Source organism: Bradyrhizobium sp. USDA 372, assembly GCF_053629095.1.
The window spans coordinates 1,359,222-1,379,255 of sequence record NZ_JBRJHR010000001.1 but is presented as its reverse complement, the minus strand read 5'-3'; the positions used below and the strand labels follow the sequence as shown (position 1 = coordinate 1,379,255).

Below are 20,034 nucleotides of genomic sequence, written 5' to 3'. Positions count from 1 at the left end.
CTGGTCCTACCCCGCCGGCATCCGCGTTTCGACCAGGCGCGCCCAGAACGAGGCGCCGTGGCCGAGGATGTTGTCGTTGAATACGTAGGCCGGGTGGTGGCACTCGTTGCCGTCGCCCATGCCGACCAGCACCATCGCGCCGGGGCGTGCTTCCAGCATGAACGAAAAGTCCTCGGCGCCCATCATCGGGACGAACTTGTCGTTGACGCGATCGGCGCCGACGATATCGCGCGCGACGTCGGCGGCAAGGCCGGCCTCGCGGGCATGGTTCATCGTCACCGGATACATCCGCGTGTATTTCGTCTCGGCCGAGCCGCCATAGGCGCGGGCGATGCTGTCGGCGACTTCGCCGATGCGGCGTTCAACGAGATCGCGCACCTCAGGGTCGAGCGTGCGCACGGTGCCGGCAAGCTCAGCGACCTCCGGGATGATGTTGAAGGCGGTGCCGGAGTGGAATTGCGTGATCGAGATGACCGCGGACTTCAACGGATCGACGTTGCGCGCCACGATCGATTGCAGCGCACCCACGATCTGCGAGCCGATCAGCACGCTGTCGACCGACTTAGGCGGACCGGCGCCGGCGTGGCCACCCTTGCCGCGAACGGTGATCTGGATGTTGTCGGAGGAGGCGAGCATCGGCCCGGGCGTGGTGGCGAAATGGCCCTCGGGCAGGTTCGGCATGTTGTGCATGCCGTAGACCTCCTGGATGTTCCAGCGCGTCATCAGCCCGTCCTCGACCATGGCCTTGCCGCCGCCGCCGCCTTCCTCGGCGGGCTGGAAGATCATCACGGCCGTGCCATCGAAATTGCGAGTCTCGGCGAGATATTTGGCCGCGCCCAGCAGCATCGCGGTGTGGCCGTCATGGCCGCAGGCGTGCATCTTGCCGGGTACCTTGGAGGCATAAGGCACGCCCGACGTCTCCATGATCGGCAGTGCGTCCATGTCGGCGCGCAGGCCGATGGTCTTGCCGGATGCCGACTTGCGGCCACGGATCACGCCGACCACGCCGGTGCGGCCGATGCCCGTCACCACCTCGTCGCAGCCGAATTCGCGCAAGCGATCGGCGACGATGCCGGCGGTGCGGTGGACTTCGTAGAGCAGCTCGGGGTTCTCGTGGAAGTCGTGGCGCCAGGCGGCCATTTCGTCGGAGAGGGCGGCGACGCGGTTGACGATGGGCATGAGGGAATCCGTTTTTTGTCGTCGTTTGTAGGGTGGGTTAGCCCTGCAGATGCGCATAGCGCATCTGCGCGGCGTAACCCATCATTGTTTGTCTCCGTGGGAGCGAAAGAGGTGGGTTACGCCCAGCGGACTGCGCTTCGCGCAGGCCGCAAGGCTAACCCACCCTATACGATCCTACGCTTCTCCGAACACGCGCTTGAAGATCGTGTCGACGTGCTTGAGGTGATAGCCCAGGTCGAACTGCTCCTCGATCTCGGCGTCGGTGAGATATTTCTTCACCTCACTGTCCTTCTTCAACAGCTGGAGGAAGTCGCCTTCGCCGCGCCAGACCGGCATGGCGTTGCGCTGCACCAGCTTGTAGGCGTCCTCGCGGCTGGCGCCCTTCTGGGTCAGCGCCAGCAGCACGCGCTGCGAATGCACGAGGCCGCCGAGGCGGTCGAGGTTCTTCTGCATGTTGGCGGGATAGACCAGCAGCTTGTCGATCAGGCCGGCGAGGCGCACCAGCGCGAAGTCGAGCGTCACGGTCGCGTCGGGGCCCATCATGCGCTCGGCCGAGGAGTGCGAAATGTCGCGCTCGTGCCAGAGCACGACGTTCTCCAGCGCCGGCGTCACATAGGCGCGCACCATGCGGGACAGGCCGGTGAGGTTCTCCGACAGCACCGGGTTGCGCTTGTGCGGCATCGCGGAGGAGCCCTTTTGTCCCTCCGAGAAGAACTCTTCGGCCTCCAGCACTTCGGTGCGCTGCATGTGGCGGATTTCCACCGCGATGCGCTCGATCGAGGAGGCGATCACGCCGAGGGTCGAGAAATACATGGCGTGACGGTCGCGCGGGATCACTTGCGTCGAGATCGGCTCCGGCACCAGGCCCATGGCTTTCGCGACATGCTCTTCGACGCGCGGGTCGATCTGCGCGAAGGTGCCGACGGCGCCGGAGATGGCGCAGGTCGCGACTTCCTTGCGTGCCGCGATCAGGCGCTCCTTGGCGCGCGTGAACTCGGCATAGGCATAAGCGAGCTTGAGGCCGAAGGTCACGGGCTCGGCATGGATGCCATGGCTGCGGCCGATGGTCGGCGTCATCTTGTGCTCGAAGGCGCGCTTCTTCAGTGCGGCCAGCACCTTGTCGAGGTCGGCAAGCAAGAGGTCGGCGGCGCGGGTGAGCTGGACGTTGAGGCAGGTGTCGAGCACGTCCGAGGAGGTCATGCCCTGGTGGACGAAGCGCGCCTCGGGGCCGACGATCTCGGCGAGGTGGGTGAGGAAGGCGATGACGTCGTGCTTGGTCTCGCGCTCGATCTCGTCGATGCGGGCGACGTCGAAGACGGCGTCCTTGGCCTTGGCCCAGACCGTCCTGGCGGCCTCCTTGGGGATGGTCCCGAGCTCGGCGAGAGCGTCCGCCGCATGCGCCTCGATCTCGAACCAGATCTTGAACCGGGTCTGCGGCTCCCAGATCGAGGCCATTTCCGGGCGGGTGTAGCGGGGGATCATTGGGCGGCTCCAGGAAGGTGGGCGGGCGGTCCCGAAAAGGGCGGCGCCGGCCAAAATGCTTTTTACGCCGTGATTTAACAGAGCGGGCAGGGCGAAACAAACGATCTGGGCCTTCAGGAGAGGGGGATCGCCGACCTTTCCACCGGACCGGCCGGCCGGGATGGCGGCGCCTGGGCGCAGATATTAACTGTCAATCACGGATCATTGACTGACAGATATTGAAATCTGTCAGCGAGATGTGTATATCCGTTCCGGGACGCTCCGATTGGGCGTCCCGCGACAGCCCCGGGGAGCCCGACATCCACAGCGGATCGGAGGGCGGATTGAAGAACGGGACCGCGGACGAATGGAGACTTGGACAATGACGACCGAAATCCTCAATTTCACCGGCGCGATTGGGCATTGGCTCAATTTGCTGGTGGCGCGCCAGATCGCGGCGCAGGCTGCAAAACTGCCTCATTAAGGCATAGGCTTTCCGAACGACCGGCACGGGCGCTTCGGAAGCAGCCCTACTGCCGGGTAACTGAGCCCCGAACGGGAACATGGTGCTGGCATGAATGAAGCCGTTGTCTTGACGCCGGAGCGGATCCTCGAAGTCACCGAGGACGTGCTCAGGCGCTACGGACTTGCCAAGGCCACCGTGGTCGACGTTGCCCGTGCGCTCGATGTGAGCCACGGCAGCGTCTACCGCCATTTCCCCAGCAAGGCCTCGCTGCGCGAGGCCGTTGCCAAGCGCTGGCTGGACCGCATCGATGCCCCGCTGCTGGCGATCGCCAAGGAGCAGGGGCCCGCGCCTGACAGGCTCGAGCGCTGGTTGCGCACGCTGTTCGCGGCCAAGCGTTCGCGCGTGCTCGACGATCCCGAGATGTTCGAAACTTATCTAACCCTGGCCCGCGAGGCCTGCGCGGCCGTCAAATGCCACAAGGACACCATGATCGACCAGATCGCGGGGATCCTGACTGACGGCGTGAAGAACGGCGAATTCGCCGTGGACGACGTCAAGGCGACCGCGCGCGCGGTCTTCGATGCGACCGTCCGCTTCCACCATCCGGCTCATGCCGAGGAATGGAAGGACGCCGATCTCTCCGCGCGCGTCGATGCGACACTGGCGCTGCTGCTGCGTGGGTTGAAGGCGGCCTAAGGCCGCCTTTCACGCCTTGGTCTTTCAATCAACCTCGCGTCTTCTGGAGAGCGGCGCCGTCGCGGAGCGAGGGTGCCGAATGTCTTCGCGTGTGGAAGGCAGGATCGGACGACGGCACGACCGGAGGACTATCCGGATAGGCATTGACTGCGATTTCGACGGCGTCCTTTGACCGCCTTCGAAGCCGGTAGAATGTCAGTTCCTGATCGAACATCGGGCAGCGAAAGTGGACGATGGCCGTGTCCGGCAGGCGGCAAAGTTCGTCGATGAGCTCGCCTACGGTGATGATCGGGGGATGGTCGATTGCCTTGGGGTGACCCTTACTCATGACCCTTTACTCCTTCTCTGCCGTACTAACCGGAGCCGGATCGGAACCGTTCCAATTTCGTTCAGCAGATTGAAGCACCCTCGAGGGCTGTGCGGCAGCTTTGCTGCTAAATCCTCGTCAGCCCGCAGGTCGCGGCGAGCCGCACCAGCTGCGCATCGGTGCGCGCGCCGGTCTTCGACTTGATCAGGTAGTGATAGTTCTGCACGGTCTTGACGCTGAGATTGAGATGCGCCGCGATCTCCTCGGTGGTGGCGCCGCCGGCGAACTGGCGCAGGATCTCGATCTCGCGCTCACCCAGTTGGTCCAGCACCGAGCCGGTCGGCGACAGGCTGTCCTCTGCCAGCACATGTGCGATGTCATCGCTCATGGCGCGCTCGCCGCGGGCGACGCTGCGGATGGCGTTGACGACTGCGGACGGCTCGCTGCTCTTGGTGACGAAGCCGGATGCGCCGGCGCCGAAGGCTGATTTCACCAGCACGGCCTCGTTGTGCATGGTGAAGACGAGAATGCGTGCACGCGGGCTGCGCGCGCGGATGTTGCGAATGGCCTCCAACCCGCTCGCGCCGGGCATAGAGATATCCAATACGACGACATCGGGGTCATGCGCCTTGAACGCGCTGTAGGCGTCCGCGGCGTTGTCGGCTTCGGCCACGACATGCAGATCGCCCTGGCTTTCCAGCACGCGCCGGTAGCCTTGCCGCACGATCGGATGGTCGTCGACCAGCAGCACGGAGATGCCTGTTGCCGCCACCTCGCTCATTTCCGCCTCACGCAGCGAGCGGAATGGTTGCGGCCACGCTGAGGCCGCCGCGGGCGGGCAGGATCGACAGCGATCCGCCGGCCGCCGTGACGCGCTCGCGGATACCGGTCAGGCCGAAGCCGGCCGATTGCGCGACGCGCTCCGCATCGCCGCCGCCGTCGTCCTCGACGCGGATCAGCAGCGCATCCTCCTCGCCCGCGCGCCGCTCGACGCGGAGCGAGATCTCGCGCGCTGCACTGTGGCGCAGCGCGTTGGTCAGGCATTCCTGTGCCACGCGATAGGCCGTTGTGGCGGCCGGACCGCTGATGTCGGTGAGGTCGCCCCTGAGATCGAGCTGGATCGCCGGTCGCGCCGCGCTGTGCGAGCGCCAGCTGTCGACGAGATTGACGAGGCTCGCCTCGAGCCCGAGCTCCTCCGGCAGCGGATTGCGCAGCCGCCTCAGCGCATCGCGCAGCGAGGCCATCAGATGGTGCGTCGCCTGCGAGATCATGCGCGCGTCCTGCGCGATCCCATCGTCCTTGCTCTGCTTCGTGCTCGCCGTCTCGATCGTGTTGGCGAAGGCGAGGATGGCGGACAGGTTCTGCCCGAACTCGTCGTGCAGCTCGCGGGCGAGCGCGCGGCGCTCGTCGTCGCGGATCTCGATCAGGCGCCGCGTCAGCGCGGCGCGCTGCTCGGTCGCTTCCTCCAGCCGGCCGCCGAGCTCGCCGACGGCGCTGCCGATCATCGCCAGCTCCATGGAGCGGAAGCGCGGCAGCCTGGTGCGATACTGACCGCGCGCCATGCGCTGAAGCGCGGTGACGATCGCGCGCGCCGGCGCAAGTGCGTGCGCGATGGCGAGCGAGGCGAGCAGGGCGATCGCCGCCGCCATCAGCAGCGCGACGTCGATGACGTTGAGGATGTAGTCCCAGGCGAGCGAGATCGCGGCGGTAGCATCCGGCGTCGCAACGACGGTGCCGGCGGCCGCAGCGCGCGGACTGACGGGCCGCACCACCTCGGCGTGGCTGCCGAGGAAGGTCGGCACGATGGCCGCGAACCAGCGTGGCGGCGTCTTGCCCAGCCCCTCGCTCTGGCCGCAGAGCGGCTTCTCGAAGGCCGCGGCGGGCTGGAACTCGACGCAGACGCCGGGTGAGATCAGCTTCATCGTCTCCAGGGTACGCCAATCCGGAACCGGCAGTAGATGCTCGCGCGCCCTGCTGCTGCGCAACAACAGCTCGCGCCAATACAGCGCCTGAAGCGCCTGCGCGACCCGCTGCGCCGAAGCCGCCGTCGCCCGATCGACGCTGCGATAGGCCTCGAACGTAGCCCATATTGTCGCGGCTGCCAGGCACAGCGCTACGATCAGAAGCAGGCGGGCGACAAGCTGAAGCACGAGGCGCATGCGATCACCCCCGACGTTTGGTAAGGTCAGCCTAACAACGCCGCCGTGCCTTGCCAATCGCAGCGAACGCCGGGATTGCAGCTCGGGCAAATTTCCCAAGCCGGATTGGGCATGGGTCTTTGGACCTGAAACGGCGGCTTTGATCTAATCGGCGAGGACACGTTGCAGGCCGGTGCTTGCAAGCCAGGAGCGGTGCAGCATGAGTTCGATGACGATTGGACCAATTGCGAGCCAGGCTGCCGATCCATCCGAGCGCAGCGCGTTGCTGTTCTGGATGATCTTCACCGGGCTCTCGATCTTTGCCGTCGTGCTGTTGTGGCGCTTCGGCTTGATCCATCTGATGCTGACCTCGGACCGCACTTACATTTCCAGCGTCATCGCGGCGCTTTACATTGTCACCTGCGGCCATTGCTTCCTGCGGACGCGGGCGATCGCGCGGGAAGGGGCGGCGGCGCGGCGCTGCCGCGCAGTGCTGTCGGCGGCCGGCGGCAGCAAGGCGCTCGATGCAAGCGCTGTGGCGCTGCCGCGCGGACTGGTGCGCGACCACATCGAAAGCCTGGTGACCAAGGCCGCCGCGCAGGGCTATCGCCCGGTCGATCAGACGCTGCTGCTGCGGACGCTCGCCGACCGCCTGCGCGGCTCCAACGGGTTCGGGGCCTTCGTCTCGGATACGCTGATGAAGCTCGGCCTGCTCGGCACCATCATCGGCTTCATCATCATGCTGGCGCCGATCGCGGGGCTCGATGCCGCAGACAAGGTCGCGATGCGCTCCTCGATGGGCTTGATGAGCGACGGCATGGCGGTCGCGATGTACACGACACTCGCCGGCCTCGTCGGCTCGATCCTGGTCCGCATCCAGTACTACATGCTGGATGCCGCGACCCAGCGGGTGTTCTCGGATGCGGTGGTGCTGACCGAGACTTATGTGACGCCGGTGCTCGAGCGAAAAGGCGCTGGAACGCCGTCATGATGGATGATTTCGGTCTCTATCCGCGCGAGGAGCCGTTCGACCCGCTGGGCGTCATGCTGTTCAAGGCGCTGCAGGTGATCGCGTTCCTGTTCTTCCTGGCGTTGCTCGCGGTCTCTCCGGATGCCAAGGACGGCAAGATCGACTCCAAGGCGGAGTTCATGATCACGCTGGACTGGCCGGACAGCCACCCCGACGATCTCGACCTGTTCGTGCAGGATCCCGCCGGCAACATCGCCTGGTATCGCCACCGCGAGGCCGGCTTCCTGACGCTCGACCGCGACGATCGCGGCGGGGCCAACGATTTCATCATCGTCAACGGCAAGAAGATCGCCTCGCCCATCCGCGAGGAGATCGTCACCGTGCGCGGCATCCTCGCCGGCGAATACACCGTCAACGTCTCGCATTTCGTTGCCACCACCGGCGAGCCTGTGACGGCCAATGTGAAGGTGCAGAAGCTCAATCCAACCGCGCAGGTGATCTTCGACAACAAGTTCACGCTCGACCATACCGGCGACGAGAAGACCGCGGTCCGATTCCGCATCGATGCGGAAGGCAAGGTCGTCAATGTCGATCAGCGGCCGAAATCGCTGCTGGAGACGTTCCGCAGCAGCTGGCGCAACGGCGCCGACGTCGACCCCAAGACCGGTGTGAGCAGGAACGCTGTGAGGGTGCGCCGTGAGTAATCCGCAGACGGTCATCCTGACGCTGTCGGTCGCTTATGCCGTCATCGGCGCGCTGCTGCTGGTCGTGCTGGTCTATGCGCGGCTGCACTGGTCGCTGAAGGCGGTCGCCGTGGTCGTGACCAGCACCTTCTACATCTTCAGCTTCACCGAAATGCGCGGGCTGCTCGGCTGGGCCAGCTCCGACCGGCTGCCTGTTACCTTCAAGCTGCTGAAGGCCCGTATCGTCGAGCCGCATTCGCTTCAAGGCGATCCCGGCTCGATCTATCTCTGGGTCGAGGCGCTGGACGAGGACAATCGCCCGAGCGGCATCCCGCGCGCCTTTCGTGTGCCCTACAATGACCGGCTGGCCGACAAGACCCACGCCGCGGAGAACGAGATCGCGGCCGGTCATCCGCAAGGCGGGCGCGCCGCGGATTTCGGCGGCGGCGACGGCAGCCTGATCGACATGGTCCGGGAGTATGTGACGCCCAAGACCATCCTGGAGACCAGCGGCGGCGATTCCTCGACCGGCGAGTTCAATGCCCCGCCGGCCGGTGCCCAAGGCGCCGTGTTCACCCCGATTCCGCCGCCTCGGATGCCGCCGAAGGACGAGCAATAGGCCCTTCACCATCACGGCAGGGCAGTGCTGGCAAACGGCCCGGTGCTGGCGCATCTTGTTGACGTCCCTCAATTTGGCCTCATCGGCCTCGAGTAGGGTTTTGAGGGTGGAGGGTGCGTGCTTCTCGCTGTCTTCTCGGATATCCATGGCAACCGGCAGGCGTTCGAGGCCTGCCTGAGGGTTGCCCGCGCCAGGGGCGCGGAGCAGTTCGTCCTGCTCGGCGATTTCGTCGGCTATGGCGCCGATCCGGAATGGGCGGTGGACACCGCGATGCAGCTGGTCGCGCAGGGCGCCGTCGCGGTGCGCGGCAATCACGACCAGGCGATCAATTCCACGGCCGAGACCATGAACACCGAGGCGCAGATCGCGATCGAATGGACCCGCGGCCGCCTCGACACCGCGCAGCGGCGGTTCCTGGCCGAATTGCCGATGCAGGTGGAGGACGATGGCCGCCTGTTCGTGCACGCGGAAGCCTCGCATCCGCAGCGCTGGCACTATGTCCGCTCGACCGTGGACGCCGCCAAGAGCCTGATTGCGACGCAGGCCCACGTCACCTTTTGCGGCCACATCCACAGGCCGGCGCTCTATTCGATGTCGGTGACGGCGAAGATGACGAGCTTCGTGCCGAAGACCGACGTCCCCGTGCAGCTCCTGCGCGGACGGCAATGGCTCGCGGTGCTCGGCTCGGTCGGCCAGCCCCGCGATGGTGATCCGTCGGCGGCCTTCGCGCTGTTCGACACGGTGTCGAGCCAGATCACCTATTGCCGTGCGCCCTACGATATCGAGACGGCCGCGAGCCGGATCCGCGACAACGGCCTGCCGCATTGGCTCGCCGACCGGCTTTCGCAGGGGCGCTAGAGGCCGATGCCGAAACCCCTGGTCAGATCAGGTGCGGAGATCGACGGTTACACCATCGGCGAATGTGTGCATGCCGGCGGCATGGCGACGCTGTGGACCGTCACCCATCCCGGCATCGACGTGCCCATGCTGATGAAGATCCCGCGGGTGTCGGAGGGCGAGGACCCCGCCGCGATCGTCTCCTTCGAGATGGAGATGATGATCCTGCCGCGGCTTGCGGGGCCGCACGTGCCGGCCTGCTTCGGCACCGGCGATTTTGCCCGCCAAGCCCATGTCGTGATCGAGCGCATTTCAGGTGCCACGCTGTACAAGCGGCTCCCCGACCTGCCGCTGCCTTATGACGAGGCACGGCAGCTCGTCGCCAAGATCGCGACAGCGCTTGCCGATCTGCATCGGCAGAACGTGATCCATCACGACATCAAGCCGAGCAGCATCATGTTTCGCGAGAGCGGCGAGGCGGTGCTGATCGACTACGGCCTGTCGCATCACAACCACCTGCCGGACCTCCTCCAGGAGGAATTCCGCCTGCCTTACGGCACCGCGCCCTATATGGCACCCGAGCGGCTGCTCGGGGTGCGCGACGATCCGCGCAGCGATCTGTTTTCGCTCGGCGTGCTGCTCTATTTCTTCACCACCGGCGAGCGGCCGTTCGGCGAGGGCGAGACGCTACGGGCGATGCGGCGCCGGCTGTGGCGCGATCCGCATCCGCCGCGGAAGCTTCGCGCGGATTATCCGCCCTGGCTTCAGGAGGTGGTGTTGCGGTGTCTGGAGATCGAGCCGGTGTGGCGCTATCCGACGGCGTCCCAGCTCGCCTTCGATCTCGCCCATCCCGACAAGGTCAAGCTCACCGCGCGCTCGGAGCGGGTGAAACGCGATTCCCTCGGCGTCGCCTGGCGGCGGCGCTTCAACCAGGGCGCCATGGCGCCGCGTGCGAAATCGGACGTCGCAGCCCAGATCGCATCGAGCCCGATCCTCGCCGTTGCGCTCGACACGGCGGAGGGCGCTCCGGAGCTGAACGAGGCGCTGCGCGTGACCACCGAGCGCATCCTCGCCACCTTGCCCTCGGCGCGGCTTGCCTGCGTCAACGTGCTCAAGCTGAACCGGATCGCGATCGATCGGACATTGGACCAGCAGGGCTCCAACAAGCATATTGATCGCCTGGTCGCGCTCAGGCATTGGGCAACGCCGCTCAAGCTGGACGAGAGCCGGCTGTCGGCTCACGTGCTGGAGGCTGTCGACCCCGCCGCCGCGATCCTGGAGTTTGCCGAGGCCAACCAGGTCGACCACGTCATCATCGGCGCCCGGCAGAGCTCGTTCCGGCGCACGCTGCTCGGCAGCGTGTCGGCCAAGGTGGCCTCGGAGGCGAGCTGCACCGTCACCGTGGTGCGGCCGCCGCGGATGGCTGGGGAAGGCGGCGGGCCGGAGGCCGGCGAAGGTTAGGCCGGCCGGGGCGATTTGCGGGGCTGGATCAGGCTGCGTGGACGGCCATGGCGCGCTTGCGGCGGATCGGCCAGGAGAATTGCGGCCCCGGCTCGCCGTGATCCGCGCTGCCGCCAAAATACTGGATGATCTCGCGGCAGGGCTCGCAATTGAACAGGTTACGCGACGCGGACGCCTTGGTCATTTCCTTCAGGCAATTCGGGCAATGCGGTTTCATGGGGCGGTCCGGAAAAGAAGTCTCAGTGGCGGCGCGGCGAGCCAAGCGAACGCTCGAGGTCCGAATTGTCGAGCCCGGCATTATCGTCCAGCGTGCCATCGGTGCGCTCGAGGCGGCCGAAGAAATCATCGAGGCTCGGATGCGGGCGCCGTGGAATCCGGCACCTGCGCTTCGGCTGACGCTTCACGAGTGCGATCTGCATGGATGTCAGCCCCTGTCGCGGGCGCGGCCGATGTTGCGGGCCGAACGGGCCGGGGCCTCGACCGGGCCGGCCGATGGACCAAACACGACAAACGCACTGAAACCAATCCACAACGCCACGCCAGTCCAAACCAGGGTCGTCGTCATGATGTGCTCCCGCGAAAACAGGCAGGAATCACTTGCAGTGATTTGCGCGAATCAGTGAAGTCCGGATGAGTACGGACCACGGTTACAATTTTAAGCTTTGCGCGTTGCAGAACCCGTAGAAGCCGCAGTTCTTTCCGGGTGCGACCGACGTACTTTGCCGGTGCGCGCATGATCGAGGATATCCCGGATGCGCCGTGCGTCTCGAACACAGCGAAACCCATATCGCCCGGTGTAGTCGGTATCGGGCGAACGGGTCGAGCACCCTGACGCAAAGTTGAGGTGGCCGACGCCGCCGCCGATGTCGAGGATTTCGAACACTGCATCCATGGCGTCGAACGAAGTAGCAGTCACGCTGCGTCTGCTCCAGGCCGTGCGCACGATCAGCGCGCGGCGGTCGGTGATCACATAAAGCGTCTGCAGGTCTTGCAGCAGCATCACGAACGGAGCTGCAACCATCCCAACTCCAAGCATCGCGAGAGGTTGGGTCGCTTGGTCGATCCAATCGTTCCTGACGGCGATGACTGTCAGCAACAGCCAGGGGAATCCGATCCACCAGAGCAACCGCCACATCATCATGCGGGCAACGCCGTCGGGCTGACCCTGCCAGACCACCTGCTCCCCCTCCTGAAGGGTCTCGGCGAGCAGGCGCCGCAGGCCTGCGCAAAACAGAGTGGTGCGGAGTTCATCCATCCCCGTTGGTCGCAGCGGCCGCAGCACCGGTTCGGATAGCGATGGTCTCAGATTGCCTCGCCGCGTGCCCCAAGTGCCGCGTTGCGGATCGCGGCGATGTTGGCCTTGTAGGCGTCCTGCGTGCCACCCTTGAACACCGAGGTGCCGGCGACGAAGGCGTTGGCGCCGGCCGCGGCGAGCGCGCCCGCAACATCGGGGCCGACGCCGCCGTCGACCTCGATGTCGATCGGACGGCCCGCTACCATTGCCCGGATGTCGCGGATCTTGTTGATCGCGGAGGGAATGAAGGCCTGGCCGCCGAAGCCCGGATTGACCGACATCACCAGCACGAGGTCGACGAGGTCGAGGACGAATTCGAGCGCGCTGATCGGCGTCGCCGGATTGAGCGAGACGCCGGCCTTCTTGCCGAGCGCGCGGATCGCCTGGAGCGAGCGGTGCAGGTGGGGACCCGCCTCCGCGTGCACGGTGATGTGGTCGCAGCCGGCTTTGGCGAAGGCCTCGAGATAGGGATCGCAGGGCGAGATCATCAGATGCGCGTCGAAGATCTTCTTGGTGTGCGGGCGCATCGCCTTGATGACATCAGGGCCATAGGAGATGTTCGGAACGAAGTGCCCGTCCATCACGTCGAGATGGATCCAGTCGGCACCGGCGGCGTCTACACTGCGCACCTCCTCACCGAGCTTGGAGAAGTCCGAGGCCAGGATCGAGGGCGCGATGGCCAGTGGGCGGGGGGCGAAAGCTTGTGTCATGGCGCGTTTTCCCGTGGCGGACGGACGACGAATGGCCTCGCCTAACATGGGCCCTTGTGGCGGGCAATGCAGGAGGGACGCGCTTCCTGTGGGCGGAAATTTCTGCCGCTGGCGGCATGAATTGCCGATGTTCCCGCGCCCTGCACGACCTGATGGGTGCGGATTTCATTGAGCTTTTCGCGATGGCACGGTGCTTGCTGACTTCAGCCGGAGAACATTGATCGCGGCATGTCGCATCCCGTTGGAGTTGTGCAATGTTGTTAGCCCTAGGTGCGGTATCGAGCGCGCTCGACGCGATCCAGTCGCTGACGAACTCGAAATCGTCCTCGGCGGCGCACAAGACGGGCGCCTCGCAGAGCGCGCCGGTCAATCCGTTCGCAATCGACAGTGGCAGCAGCAGCACGGCCGGCGCGACCTCGTCGGTCAATGCAGGCAAATATCCGCAGATCTCGTCGGAGACGATGAACGCGCTGTTCGCGGCGCAGAGCCAGTCGGCCGACGGCGCGGCCTCGTCGAACTCGACCTCCTCGACGTCGAAGAGCCGGGAGGCTGCGCTGAAGGATCTGTTCTCGCAGATCGACGCGGACGGCGACGGCAAGATCACCCAGTCCGAGTTCGAGGGCGCGCTCGGCGCGGGCGGCACCAACCTGGCCCAGGCCGACGACGTGTTCTCGAAGATGGATGCGAATGCGGATGGCAGCATCAATCTCGGCGAGATGACGAAGGCGCTGAGGGGCGGTCACGGCCGTGATCACGCGCAGGGCGCGGGCGATGGCTCGGATTCCTCGTCGCAATCCAGCCGCGGCTCGACGTCGACCACGACGACCAATGCCGACGGCTCGACCACCACCACCGTCACCTATGCCGACGGCTTCAAGATGTCGACGACGGTGCCGGGCGCCGCCAGCGCGTCGAATGCGAAAGGTGGCGGCAACTCGCCTTATGACTGGTTCGGGCAGATGATGCAGCGCCAGGCGCAGGCCACTGCGGGAGCGGCGGCTTCATCGATGTCGATCAGCGTGTGAGTGCATCCTGAAGCTAGAGCATGATCCGGAAAAGTGCGTAGCGTTCTCCGAAAAGATCATGCTCAAACAATAACCTAAAGCGCGATGACGATTCATCCTCATCGCATCGCGCTTTAGCTCGCATATTCGTGCGTGATGTCACGATAGGCATAGCGGTCGCGGATCTCGCGATTGAAGAACGTTCCTTTTGCGCGCGCATCCCCGAACGCGGCAGCGACCTCGGGCGGAACATCCTCATAGACATAGAGGCGTCCGCTGACGAACGTCACCTTCAGCTCGCGTGTATCGGGCGCATAGCGAAAGAAGCGGATCACGGAAGAGGGCATGGCCGCACACCTTGTCCGCCGGGTAACGCTTTGGGGGCCGTTTCGTTTCTCGCCTAGCCGAACCGGTCCTTCCAGGCCGCCTGCGCGCCCGGAAAGGGCAAGGCCGTCGCGCTGTAGACGCCGCGGGCGATCGCGCGGGCGACCACGTTGGCGGCGATCGTGCCGAGCTCGGTGAGGCCAACCAGCGGCTCGATCGGCTTTTCGCACGTGGCGGCGGCAAACAGCACGTCGCCGTCGGTCGGCGCGTGCACCGGATAGATCGCGCGGGCGAAGCCGGTATGCGCGATCATCGCCAGCCGCTTGGCCTGGGGCTTGGTCAGCACCGCGTTGGTTACGACGGCGCCGATGGTGGTGTTTTCGCGCGCGCTCGCGGCAGGTCCGCCCTTGATGCGCATGCGGAGCATGTCCTCGGTGAACTTGTCCGGCAGGCCGCGTCCGCCGAATTCGCCGTCCACCTCGAACGGTGCCGCCCAGAACCACGGGCCATTGCCGACGGTGACGCTGCCCACCGCGTTGACGGCGACGACCGCCGCGACCTTGATTCCGCCCGGCGTCACGGCCGACGCCGAGCCGAGCCCGCCCTTGAACGTCGCGGTGGTGGCGCCGAAGCCGGCGCCGACGCTGCCAAGGGCGAAATCCGCGCTGGCGGCGGCGGTCGCCGCGGCATAGCCGAGGTCGCGATAGGGCGAGAAGCGTCCCCAGGCCTTGTCGCCGCCATTGAGCAGGTCGAACAGGATCGCCCCCGGAACGATCGGGATCAGCGCTTCGCGAACCCGGTGGCCGCGGCCCTGCTCGGCGAGCCAGGCCTGCACGCCGCCGCCGGTGTCGAGGCCGAAGGCCGAGCCGCCCGACAGCGCGATCGCGTCGACGCGCTCGACGGTGTTGGCAAGATCGAGCAGTGCATCCTCGCGCGTGCCGGGGCCGCCGCCGCGAACGTCGATCGCGGCGATCGCGGGAGAATCGAAGATGATCGCGGTCGCGCCGGAGCCGACTTTCGGGTCCTCGGCATGGCCGACCCGGACGCCGGCGATGTCGGTGAGAAGGTTCTTCACGGCGGCCTCGTCGTCGAGAGCAATTCACGATCTGCGATAGCGCAGCAATGCCGCGGGCTCAACAGGCGAGCGCGGTCCTCAGCATCTTGGCGAGCTCGGACTTGCGGTAGGGCTTGGCCAGCAGCAGCACGCCGGAATCGAGCCGGCCGTGATGGACGATGGCGTTTTCGGTGTAGCCCGAGGTGAACAGCGTCTTCAAATCTGGGCGGCGCTTGTGCGCTTCGTCGGCCAGCTGGCGGCCGTTCATGTTGCCGGGCATGATGATGTCGGTGAACAGCAGGTCGATGGTCTCGTCGCTGTCGATGATATTGAGCGCCTCGGCGCCGTTGGCGGCCTCGAGCGCGGTATAGCCGAGACTTTTGACCTGCGTCACGACATACTGCCGCACCAGCGCATCGTCCTCGACGATCAGGATCTTCTCGTTGCCGCCGGTGATGGGCGCATTCTGGAGCGCCTCGAACTCGGTCTCCTGCACCCCGGTCGAGCGCGGCAGGTAGATCTTCACGCTCGTGCCGTGGCCTTCCTCGCTGTAGATCTTGATGTGGCCGCCCGACTGCTTGACGAAGCCGAACACCATGCTGAGGCCGAGGCCGGTGCCCTTGCCGACCTCCTTGGTGGTGAAGAAGGGATCGAACACCCGGTCGATCAGCTCGGCAGGAATGCCGCTGCCGGTGTCGCTGACGGCGATCATCACGTAATTGCCGGCGACGACGTCGGGATTCATGCTGGCATAGCCGTCGTCGAGGAAGATGTTGCGGGTCTCCAGCACCAGGGTGCCGCCCTCGGGCATGGCGTCGCGCGCGTTCAGCGCGAGATTGAGGATCGCGGTGGACAACTGGCCCGGGTCGACCAGCGTCGGCCAGGCATCCTCGGTGAGCTGCGGCATGATGCTGATCTGCTCGCCGAGCGTCGGATGCAGCAGCTTGGCGGCTTCGAGCACCAGTGCGTTGACGTCGATCTCCCGCGGCTGGAGCGGCTGCTTGCGGGCGAAGGCGAGCAGATGCTTGGTCAGCTGCGCGCCGCGCTCGGCGGCGTCGTCGATCAGCTTGGTGATGGCGGCAAGCTCGGGCCGGTCGGCGACCGCGTCGCTGAGAATGCCGATCGTGCCCGTGATGACGGTCAGCACGTTGTTGAAGTCGTGGGCGACGCCGCCGGTCAACTGGCCGATCGAGTCCATTTTCTGGACCTGCCGGAGCTGGGCTTCGGCGGCCTGCTTGTCGGTGAGGTCGCGGCCGATGAAGAAGTGGCGCTTCACCGGCTCGGACCACGTGCCCATCCAGTTCAGCGAGACCTCGTGACCGTCGTAATGGTAATAGCGCGCCTCGAAGCTGCGCTTGACCGCGCCGCGACGGGCTGCGCGCATCTCGCTCCGCGTCTTCTCGAGATCGTCGGGATGGATGAACTCGATCGCGCTGTGCCCGACCATGTCCTCGGGGCTGTAGCCGAGAATGTTCTGCACGCTCGGGCTGACCTGGATGAAATTGCCGTAGCCGTCGGTGACCAGGATCAGGTCCTGCGATGTCTCGAAGATGCGCTGCCGTTCCTCGGTCTCGCGGCGCAGCTTCTCTCTGGCCTGCTTCTCTTCGGTGATGTCATGGGCGATCTTGGAAGCGCCGATGATCTCTCCATCGTCGGTCCGCAGCGGTGAGATGTTCAGGACGACGTCCAGCGGGCGGCCGTCTTTACGGGTTCGGACGGTCTCGTGCTGGGCGATCGACTCGTTGCTGGCGATCCGGTTGAGGATGCTCCTGACTTCGCCCTTGCGATCCGGCGGCACGATGATGTCGATCGGCTTGCCGACGGCCTCTGTGGCGGAGTAGCCGAACAGATGTTCGGCGGCCTTGTTCCAGCCGGTGATGATGCCGTCGAGCGACTTGGTGATGATCGCGTCATTGGACGATTCGACCACTGCGCCGTACAGCGCGAGGCGCTTGCCGAAATAGTCGCGTTCCGAGGCCGATTGCTGGCGCAGCCTTCCGACGAGGCCCACCGTACGCGCCTGCAGGCGGACATTCTCGATCAGAAGCACCGCGAGCACGAAGGTCGCCGCGGCGAGGCCGTAGAGCCGGCCGGCATAGAAGCCGAGATCGAAGCGCGCGACGTTGACGATCGCCGACAGTGCGATGTCGAACAGCCAGGCGCACATGACCACCATGAGCCAGATATCGATCACCGTATGCGGCCTGCGGAACCAGAGCGAGACCAGCGCGGCAAAGCTCAGCGACCACACGAAGGACACAACTCCGATCATGGTCGCCGTGTAGCGGCCCTCGCTCAGCAGGACCGGCAACCGATCGTGCTGTGCGGTGACGATCCAGGCGAAGACGGCCATCGCGGCGATGACGCAGAGCACGCTGCCATAAATCGCGTTGCTTGCCGCGCCGCGGATCCGGGGGCCACCGTCCTTTTCCTTCAGCCAGGCAAACGCCATCACACAGAGCGGAAAGCCGGCGTGCCAGACCATGTAGAGCCAGACCGTGGTCTGCCGGCCCGCGCCCAGGAGTCCGGTCGGTGCGAACAGCCCGGGGAAGGTGAGGGCATGAACCAGCGCCGCCGCGGCGGTGAAGAGATAGCCGCTCGCGAGCCACAGCAGCGCGCGGGTCCGCAGGATCGCAAATTGCGATAGCAGCAACACGGCCGTGACGATGTCGCTCACGGCCAGCGCGGATTGATAGCTGGCGACGAAGGCGGGGACCGGCAGGAGCGGGGTACCGGCGAAGGGCACGGCCGCGGCGAACAGCAGGGAGGACACACCGACAATCGTCAATGCTGCAGTGCGGTCGGTCGAGGTGGCCGGCAGGGTCGACAGAAAGGTGGTTCGGTCGATCGTTGCAGGCACGTCCAGTTCGCGCGCCTCGGTGTTGAGCAGGTCGGGTTTGAGCATCTCCGCTAGTCTCATTCGCCGGCAATCCGTTCATCGTAGCGGGTTTTGGGCGCGGGTCGTGACGGAACCGGTTTGCGACTCAACCGAGGGTTACAGCTTACCTAATTTCGGTGGATGCGCGGAACAGGGATCAGTAAGGTGCGCTTTACGGGGCGGGGTCATAATGCCCATCCGCTGCGGCGGGTTCCAGGTTTGAAACAGGCGATTTTGGTTTCGAGATCGGGAGTTGCTCCGATGCCACGCGTGCTCATCATCGACGACCAGAAGGACGTCCGTGCGATGATCGCGATCGTGCTTCGGGTCAATCGTTTCGAGGTCGTGGAGGCCGAAAGCGGCGCGGCGGGTCTGAAGGCCTTTGCGGAAAGCCCCTTTGACGCGGCGATCGTCGACATCTTCCTCGGCGATACCAATGGCGTCGATGTCATCACGGCCCTGCGCGAGCGCGCGCCGGCGCTGCCCGTGATTGCGGTATCCGGGATGACGGCGCTCGATTTCATGGACCAATCGCCCCACCTCGCCAACGTCGCCTGCCTGCAAAAGCCGTTTCGGCCGAACGATCTGCTGCAAGCGCTCCGCAAGGCCCAGGCCGCGGCGGGCGGCGAGATCTCGGCCGCGGTCTGACCGGGCAAAAGAACGCCCCGGCAAGCCGGGGCGCGGTCGCGATGGCAGAGCCTTCGGGGATCGCTGATCGGGATCCCCGACGAGCTTCCTTGATCAGGAACCCTTGATCAAGAACCCTTGGCGCCGAGCTCGGCGTAATTGCCCTTGGCGTCCCACTTGTAGACGACATAGTCGATCTGCTTGAGGTCGCCCTTGGCGTCAATTTCGATCGGGCCGAGCACCGTGTCCCACTTGCCGGCCTTGATGGTCTCCATGACCTTCTTGGCGTCGGTGGTGCCGGCCTTCTTGACCGCCTGCGTCCAGACCTGCAGCGCAGCGTAGGTATAGAGCGTATAGCCTTCCGGATCGATGCCCTTGGCCTTGAACGCCTCGACGATCTTCTTCGCGGTCGGCTTGTTGCGCGGATCGGGACCGAAGGTGAACAGCGTGCCTTCGCCGGCGGGACCGGTGATGGAGGCGTACTCCTTGTCGGCGAGCGCGTCGCCCGACATCAGCACCGTCTTCAGGCCCTGATCGCGCATCTGGCGCAGGATGAGGCCGGCTTCCTGATGGTAACCGCCGACATAGACGAGCTCGACATTCTCCTTCTTCAGGCGCGAGACGATCGCGTTGAAGTCCTTGTCGCCCTTGTTGTAGCTCTCGTAGAGCTTCTCGGTGATGCCGGCCTTGTTGAGCGCCTTCTTGGTCTCGTCCGCAAGTCCCTTGCCGTAGGTGGTCTTGTCGTTGAGGATGGCGATGTTCTTGCCCTTGTAGTTCTTGGCGATGTATTGCGCGGCGATCAGGCCCTGCTGGTCGTCGCGGCCGCACACCCGCGCCACGTTCCACAGCTTGCGCTCGGTGAAGAGCGGGTTGGTCGAAGCCGGAGTGATTTGCAGGACGTTGCCGTCCGCATAGGCTTCAGAGGCCGGGATCGAAGACGACGAGCAGAAATGGCCGGCGACGAACGGGATCTTGGCGCCGGCGATCTTTTCCGCCACCGAGCGGGCCTGTTTCGGATCGCAGGCGTCGTCCTCGGCGTTGAGCGCGAGCTTCTTGCCGTTGACGCCACCGGCGGCGTTGATGTCGGCGATGGCCATCTCGGCGCCGTTCTTCATCTGGCGGCCGAAGGCGGACTCGCCGCCGGTCATCGGGCCTGCGACTGCGACGGTGACATCCTGCGCGAATGCCGCGCTCGACAGCGCGAGCGATGCGCCGAATGCTAGACCGATGAGCTTCAGTGATTTCATGAGATACCTCGCGGGTGGTCGCCTGTGGAAGTTGCCGGGCATGCCCGGTTCAAACCGGCGCCATTCTTGAATGAATTCG

Annotated in this window: 22 protein-coding genes; 8 read left to right on the top strand and 14 right to left on the bottom strand. The window is 65.4% G+C overall.

Translation table 11 applies throughout. The features are described 5' to 3' along the window. Window positions 1-6: 6 nt before the first annotated feature. Window positions 7-1,179 carry a M20 aminoacylase family protein gene (locus AB7M16_RS06825; protein WP_453943453.1) on the bottom strand — a complete coding sequence of 391 codons (1,173 nt, stop codon included), beginning with the start codon at window positions 1,177-1,179 and terminating at the stop codon, window positions 7-9. Window positions 1,180-1,353: 174 nt separating this feature from the next. After that, window positions 1,354-2,661 carry an adenylosuccinate lyase gene (purB, locus tag AB7M16_RS06820; RefSeq protein ID WP_439366714.1) on the bottom strand — a complete coding sequence of 436 codons (1,308 nt, stop codon included), beginning with the start codon at window positions 2,659-2,661 and terminating at the stop codon, window positions 1,354-1,356. A 553-nt stretch (window positions 2,662-3,214) separates the two neighbouring features. Here purB and AB7M16_RS06815 point away from each other — a divergent pair. Further along, window positions 3,215-3,802 (top strand): TetR family transcriptional regulator, encoded by a 588-nt coding sequence (locus tag AB7M16_RS06815; protein WP_453943452.1) that lies wholly within the window; start codon window positions 3,215-3,217, stop codon window positions 3,800-3,802. A gap of 28 nt (window positions 3,803-3,830) precedes the next feature. Here AB7M16_RS06815 and AB7M16_RS06810 read toward each other — a convergent pair whose 3' ends face one another. The 3 genes from AB7M16_RS06810 to AB7M16_RS06800 all read right to left on the bottom strand — a co-directional run bounded on the left by AB7M16_RS06810 (window position 3,831) and on the right by AB7M16_RS06800 (window position 6,268). Then, complete coding sequence (locus AB7M16_RS06810; protein WP_172782981.1) at window positions 3,831-4,130, bottom strand: hypothetical protein; 300 nt, start codon at window positions 4,128-4,130, stop codon at window positions 3,831-3,833. Window positions 4,131-4,236: 106 nt separating this feature from the next. Next, window positions 4,237-4,890: a response regulator gene (locus AB7M16_RS06805; RefSeq protein WP_212258040.1), complete on the bottom strand. Its 654-nt coding sequence runs from the start codon at window positions 4,888-4,890 to the stop codon at window positions 4,237-4,239. A 7-nt stretch (window positions 4,891-4,897) separates the two neighbouring features. Continuing rightward, complete coding sequence (locus tag AB7M16_RS06800) at window positions 4,898-6,268, bottom strand: sensor histidine kinase (protein ID WP_453943451.1); 1,371 nt, start codon at window positions 6,266-6,268, stop codon at window positions 4,898-4,900. A 199-nt stretch (window positions 6,269-6,467) separates the two neighbouring features. On the opposite strand from AB7M16_RS06800, the gene AB7M16_RS06795 reads away from it, so the two are divergent. The 5 genes from AB7M16_RS06795 (at window position 6,468) to AB7M16_RS06775 (ending at window position 10,817) form a co-directional block, all read left to right on the top strand. Next, complete coding sequence (locus AB7M16_RS06795) at window positions 6,468-7,238, top strand: MotA/TolQ/ExbB proton channel family protein (RefSeq protein ID WP_172782984.1); 771 nt, start codon at window positions 6,468-6,470, stop codon at window positions 7,236-7,238. Further along, window positions 7,235-7,921 carry a hypothetical protein gene (locus tag AB7M16_RS06790; protein WP_172782985.1) on the top strand — a complete coding sequence of 229 codons (687 nt, stop codon included), beginning with the start codon at window positions 7,235-7,237 and terminating at the stop codon, window positions 7,919-7,921. Before AB7M16_RS06795 ends, AB7M16_RS06790 begins: the two co-directional genes overlap by 4 nt. Next, complete coding sequence (locus AB7M16_RS06785; RefSeq protein ID WP_453943450.1) at window positions 7,914-8,519, top strand: hypothetical protein; 606 nt, start codon at window positions 7,914-7,916, stop codon at window positions 8,517-8,519. The genes AB7M16_RS06790 and AB7M16_RS06785 overlap by 8 nt, the downstream gene beginning before the upstream one ends. A gap of 117 nt (window positions 8,520-8,636) precedes the next feature. After that, window positions 8,637-9,377, top strand: coding sequence for a metallophosphoesterase family protein (locus AB7M16_RS06780; protein ID WP_453943449.1), 741 nt, complete (start codon window positions 8,637-8,639; stop codon window positions 9,375-9,377). Between the two features lie 6 nt (window positions 9,378-9,383). Next, window positions 9,384-10,817 carry a protein kinase domain-containing protein gene (locus AB7M16_RS06775; protein WP_453943448.1) on the top strand — a complete coding sequence of 478 codons (1,434 nt, stop codon included), beginning with the start codon at window positions 9,384-9,386 and terminating at the stop codon, window positions 10,815-10,817. A 28-nt stretch (window positions 10,818-10,845) separates the two neighbouring features. On the opposite strand, the gene AB7M16_RS06770 is transcribed toward AB7M16_RS06775, so the two are convergent. The 5 genes from AB7M16_RS06770 to rpe form a co-directional block, all read right to left on the bottom strand. Further along, entirely contained in the window at window positions 10,846-11,034 is a 189-nt protein-coding gene (locus tag AB7M16_RS06770; protein ID WP_025037262.1) for a hypothetical protein, read from the bottom strand. A gap of 22 nt (window positions 11,035-11,056) precedes the next feature. Further along, window positions 11,057-11,236, bottom strand: coding sequence for a hypothetical protein (locus AB7M16_RS06765; RefSeq protein WP_453943447.1), 180 nt, complete (start codon window positions 11,234-11,236; stop codon window positions 11,057-11,059). A 5-nt stretch (window positions 11,237-11,241) separates the two neighbouring features. Further along, the gene (locus AB7M16_RS06760; RefSeq protein WP_172782990.1) at window positions 11,242-11,382 is read right to left on the bottom strand and encodes a hypothetical protein; all 141 of its coding nucleotides are present in this window, start codon (window positions 11,380-11,382) and stop codon (window positions 11,242-11,244) included. 90 nt (window positions 11,383-11,472) lie between these two features. After that, window positions 11,473-12,072 (bottom strand): hypothetical protein, encoded by a 600-nt coding sequence (locus AB7M16_RS06755; protein ID WP_453943446.1) that lies wholly within the window; start codon window positions 12,070-12,072, stop codon window positions 11,473-11,475. 47 nt (window positions 12,073-12,119) lie between these two features. Further along, the gene (gene rpe, locus AB7M16_RS06750; protein ID WP_453943445.1) at window positions 12,120-12,821 is read right to left on the bottom strand and encodes a ribulose-phosphate 3-epimerase; all 702 of its coding nucleotides are present in this window, start codon (window positions 12,819-12,821) and stop codon (window positions 12,120-12,122) included. A 254-nt stretch (window positions 12,822-13,075) separates the two neighbouring features. Here rpe and AB7M16_RS06745 point away from each other — a divergent pair, with 254 nt between their 5' ends. Then, a complete protein-coding gene (locus tag AB7M16_RS06745) occupies window positions 13,076-13,846 on the top strand; it encodes an EF-hand domain-containing protein (protein ID WP_453943444.1) in 771 nt (256 codons plus the stop codon). Window positions 13,847-13,959: 113 nt separating this feature from the next. Here AB7M16_RS06745 and AB7M16_RS06740 read toward each other — a convergent pair whose 3' ends face one another. The 3 genes from AB7M16_RS06740 to AB7M16_RS06730 are packed head-to-tail and all read right to left on the bottom strand — an operon-like array spanning window position 13,960 to window position 18,108. Beyond that, complete coding sequence (locus AB7M16_RS06740) at window positions 13,960-14,172, bottom strand: KTSC domain-containing protein (RefSeq protein ID WP_260379851.1); 213 nt, start codon at window positions 14,170-14,172, stop codon at window positions 13,960-13,962. Between the two features lie 53 nt (window positions 14,173-14,225). Beyond that, window positions 14,226-15,224 (bottom strand): P1 family peptidase, encoded by a 999-nt coding sequence (locus AB7M16_RS06735; protein WP_453943443.1) that lies wholly within the window; start codon window positions 15,222-15,224, stop codon window positions 14,226-14,228. Between the two features lie 58 nt (window positions 15,225-15,282). Then, on the bottom strand, window positions 15,283-18,108 hold the full coding sequence (locus AB7M16_RS06730) for a PAS domain S-box protein (protein ID WP_453943442.1): 2,826 nt from the start codon (window positions 18,106-18,108) through the stop codon (window positions 15,283-15,285). A 234-nt stretch (window positions 18,109-18,342) separates the two neighbouring features. On the opposite strand from AB7M16_RS06730, the gene AB7M16_RS06725 reads away from it, so the two are divergent. After that, on the top strand, window positions 18,343-18,729 hold the full coding sequence (locus AB7M16_RS06725) for a response regulator (protein ID WP_453947137.1): 387 nt from the start codon (window positions 18,343-18,345) through the stop codon (window positions 18,727-18,729). Between the two features lie 107 nt (window positions 18,730-18,836). Here the strand turns inward: AB7M16_RS06725 and AB7M16_RS06720 are convergent, their stop codons facing one another. Further along, window positions 18,837-19,955: a branched-chain amino acid ABC transporter substrate-binding protein gene (locus tag AB7M16_RS06720; RefSeq protein WP_172782997.1), complete on the bottom strand. Its 1,119-nt coding sequence runs from the start codon at window positions 19,953-19,955 to the stop codon at window positions 18,837-18,839. Window positions 19,956-20,034: the final 79 nt, after the last annotated feature.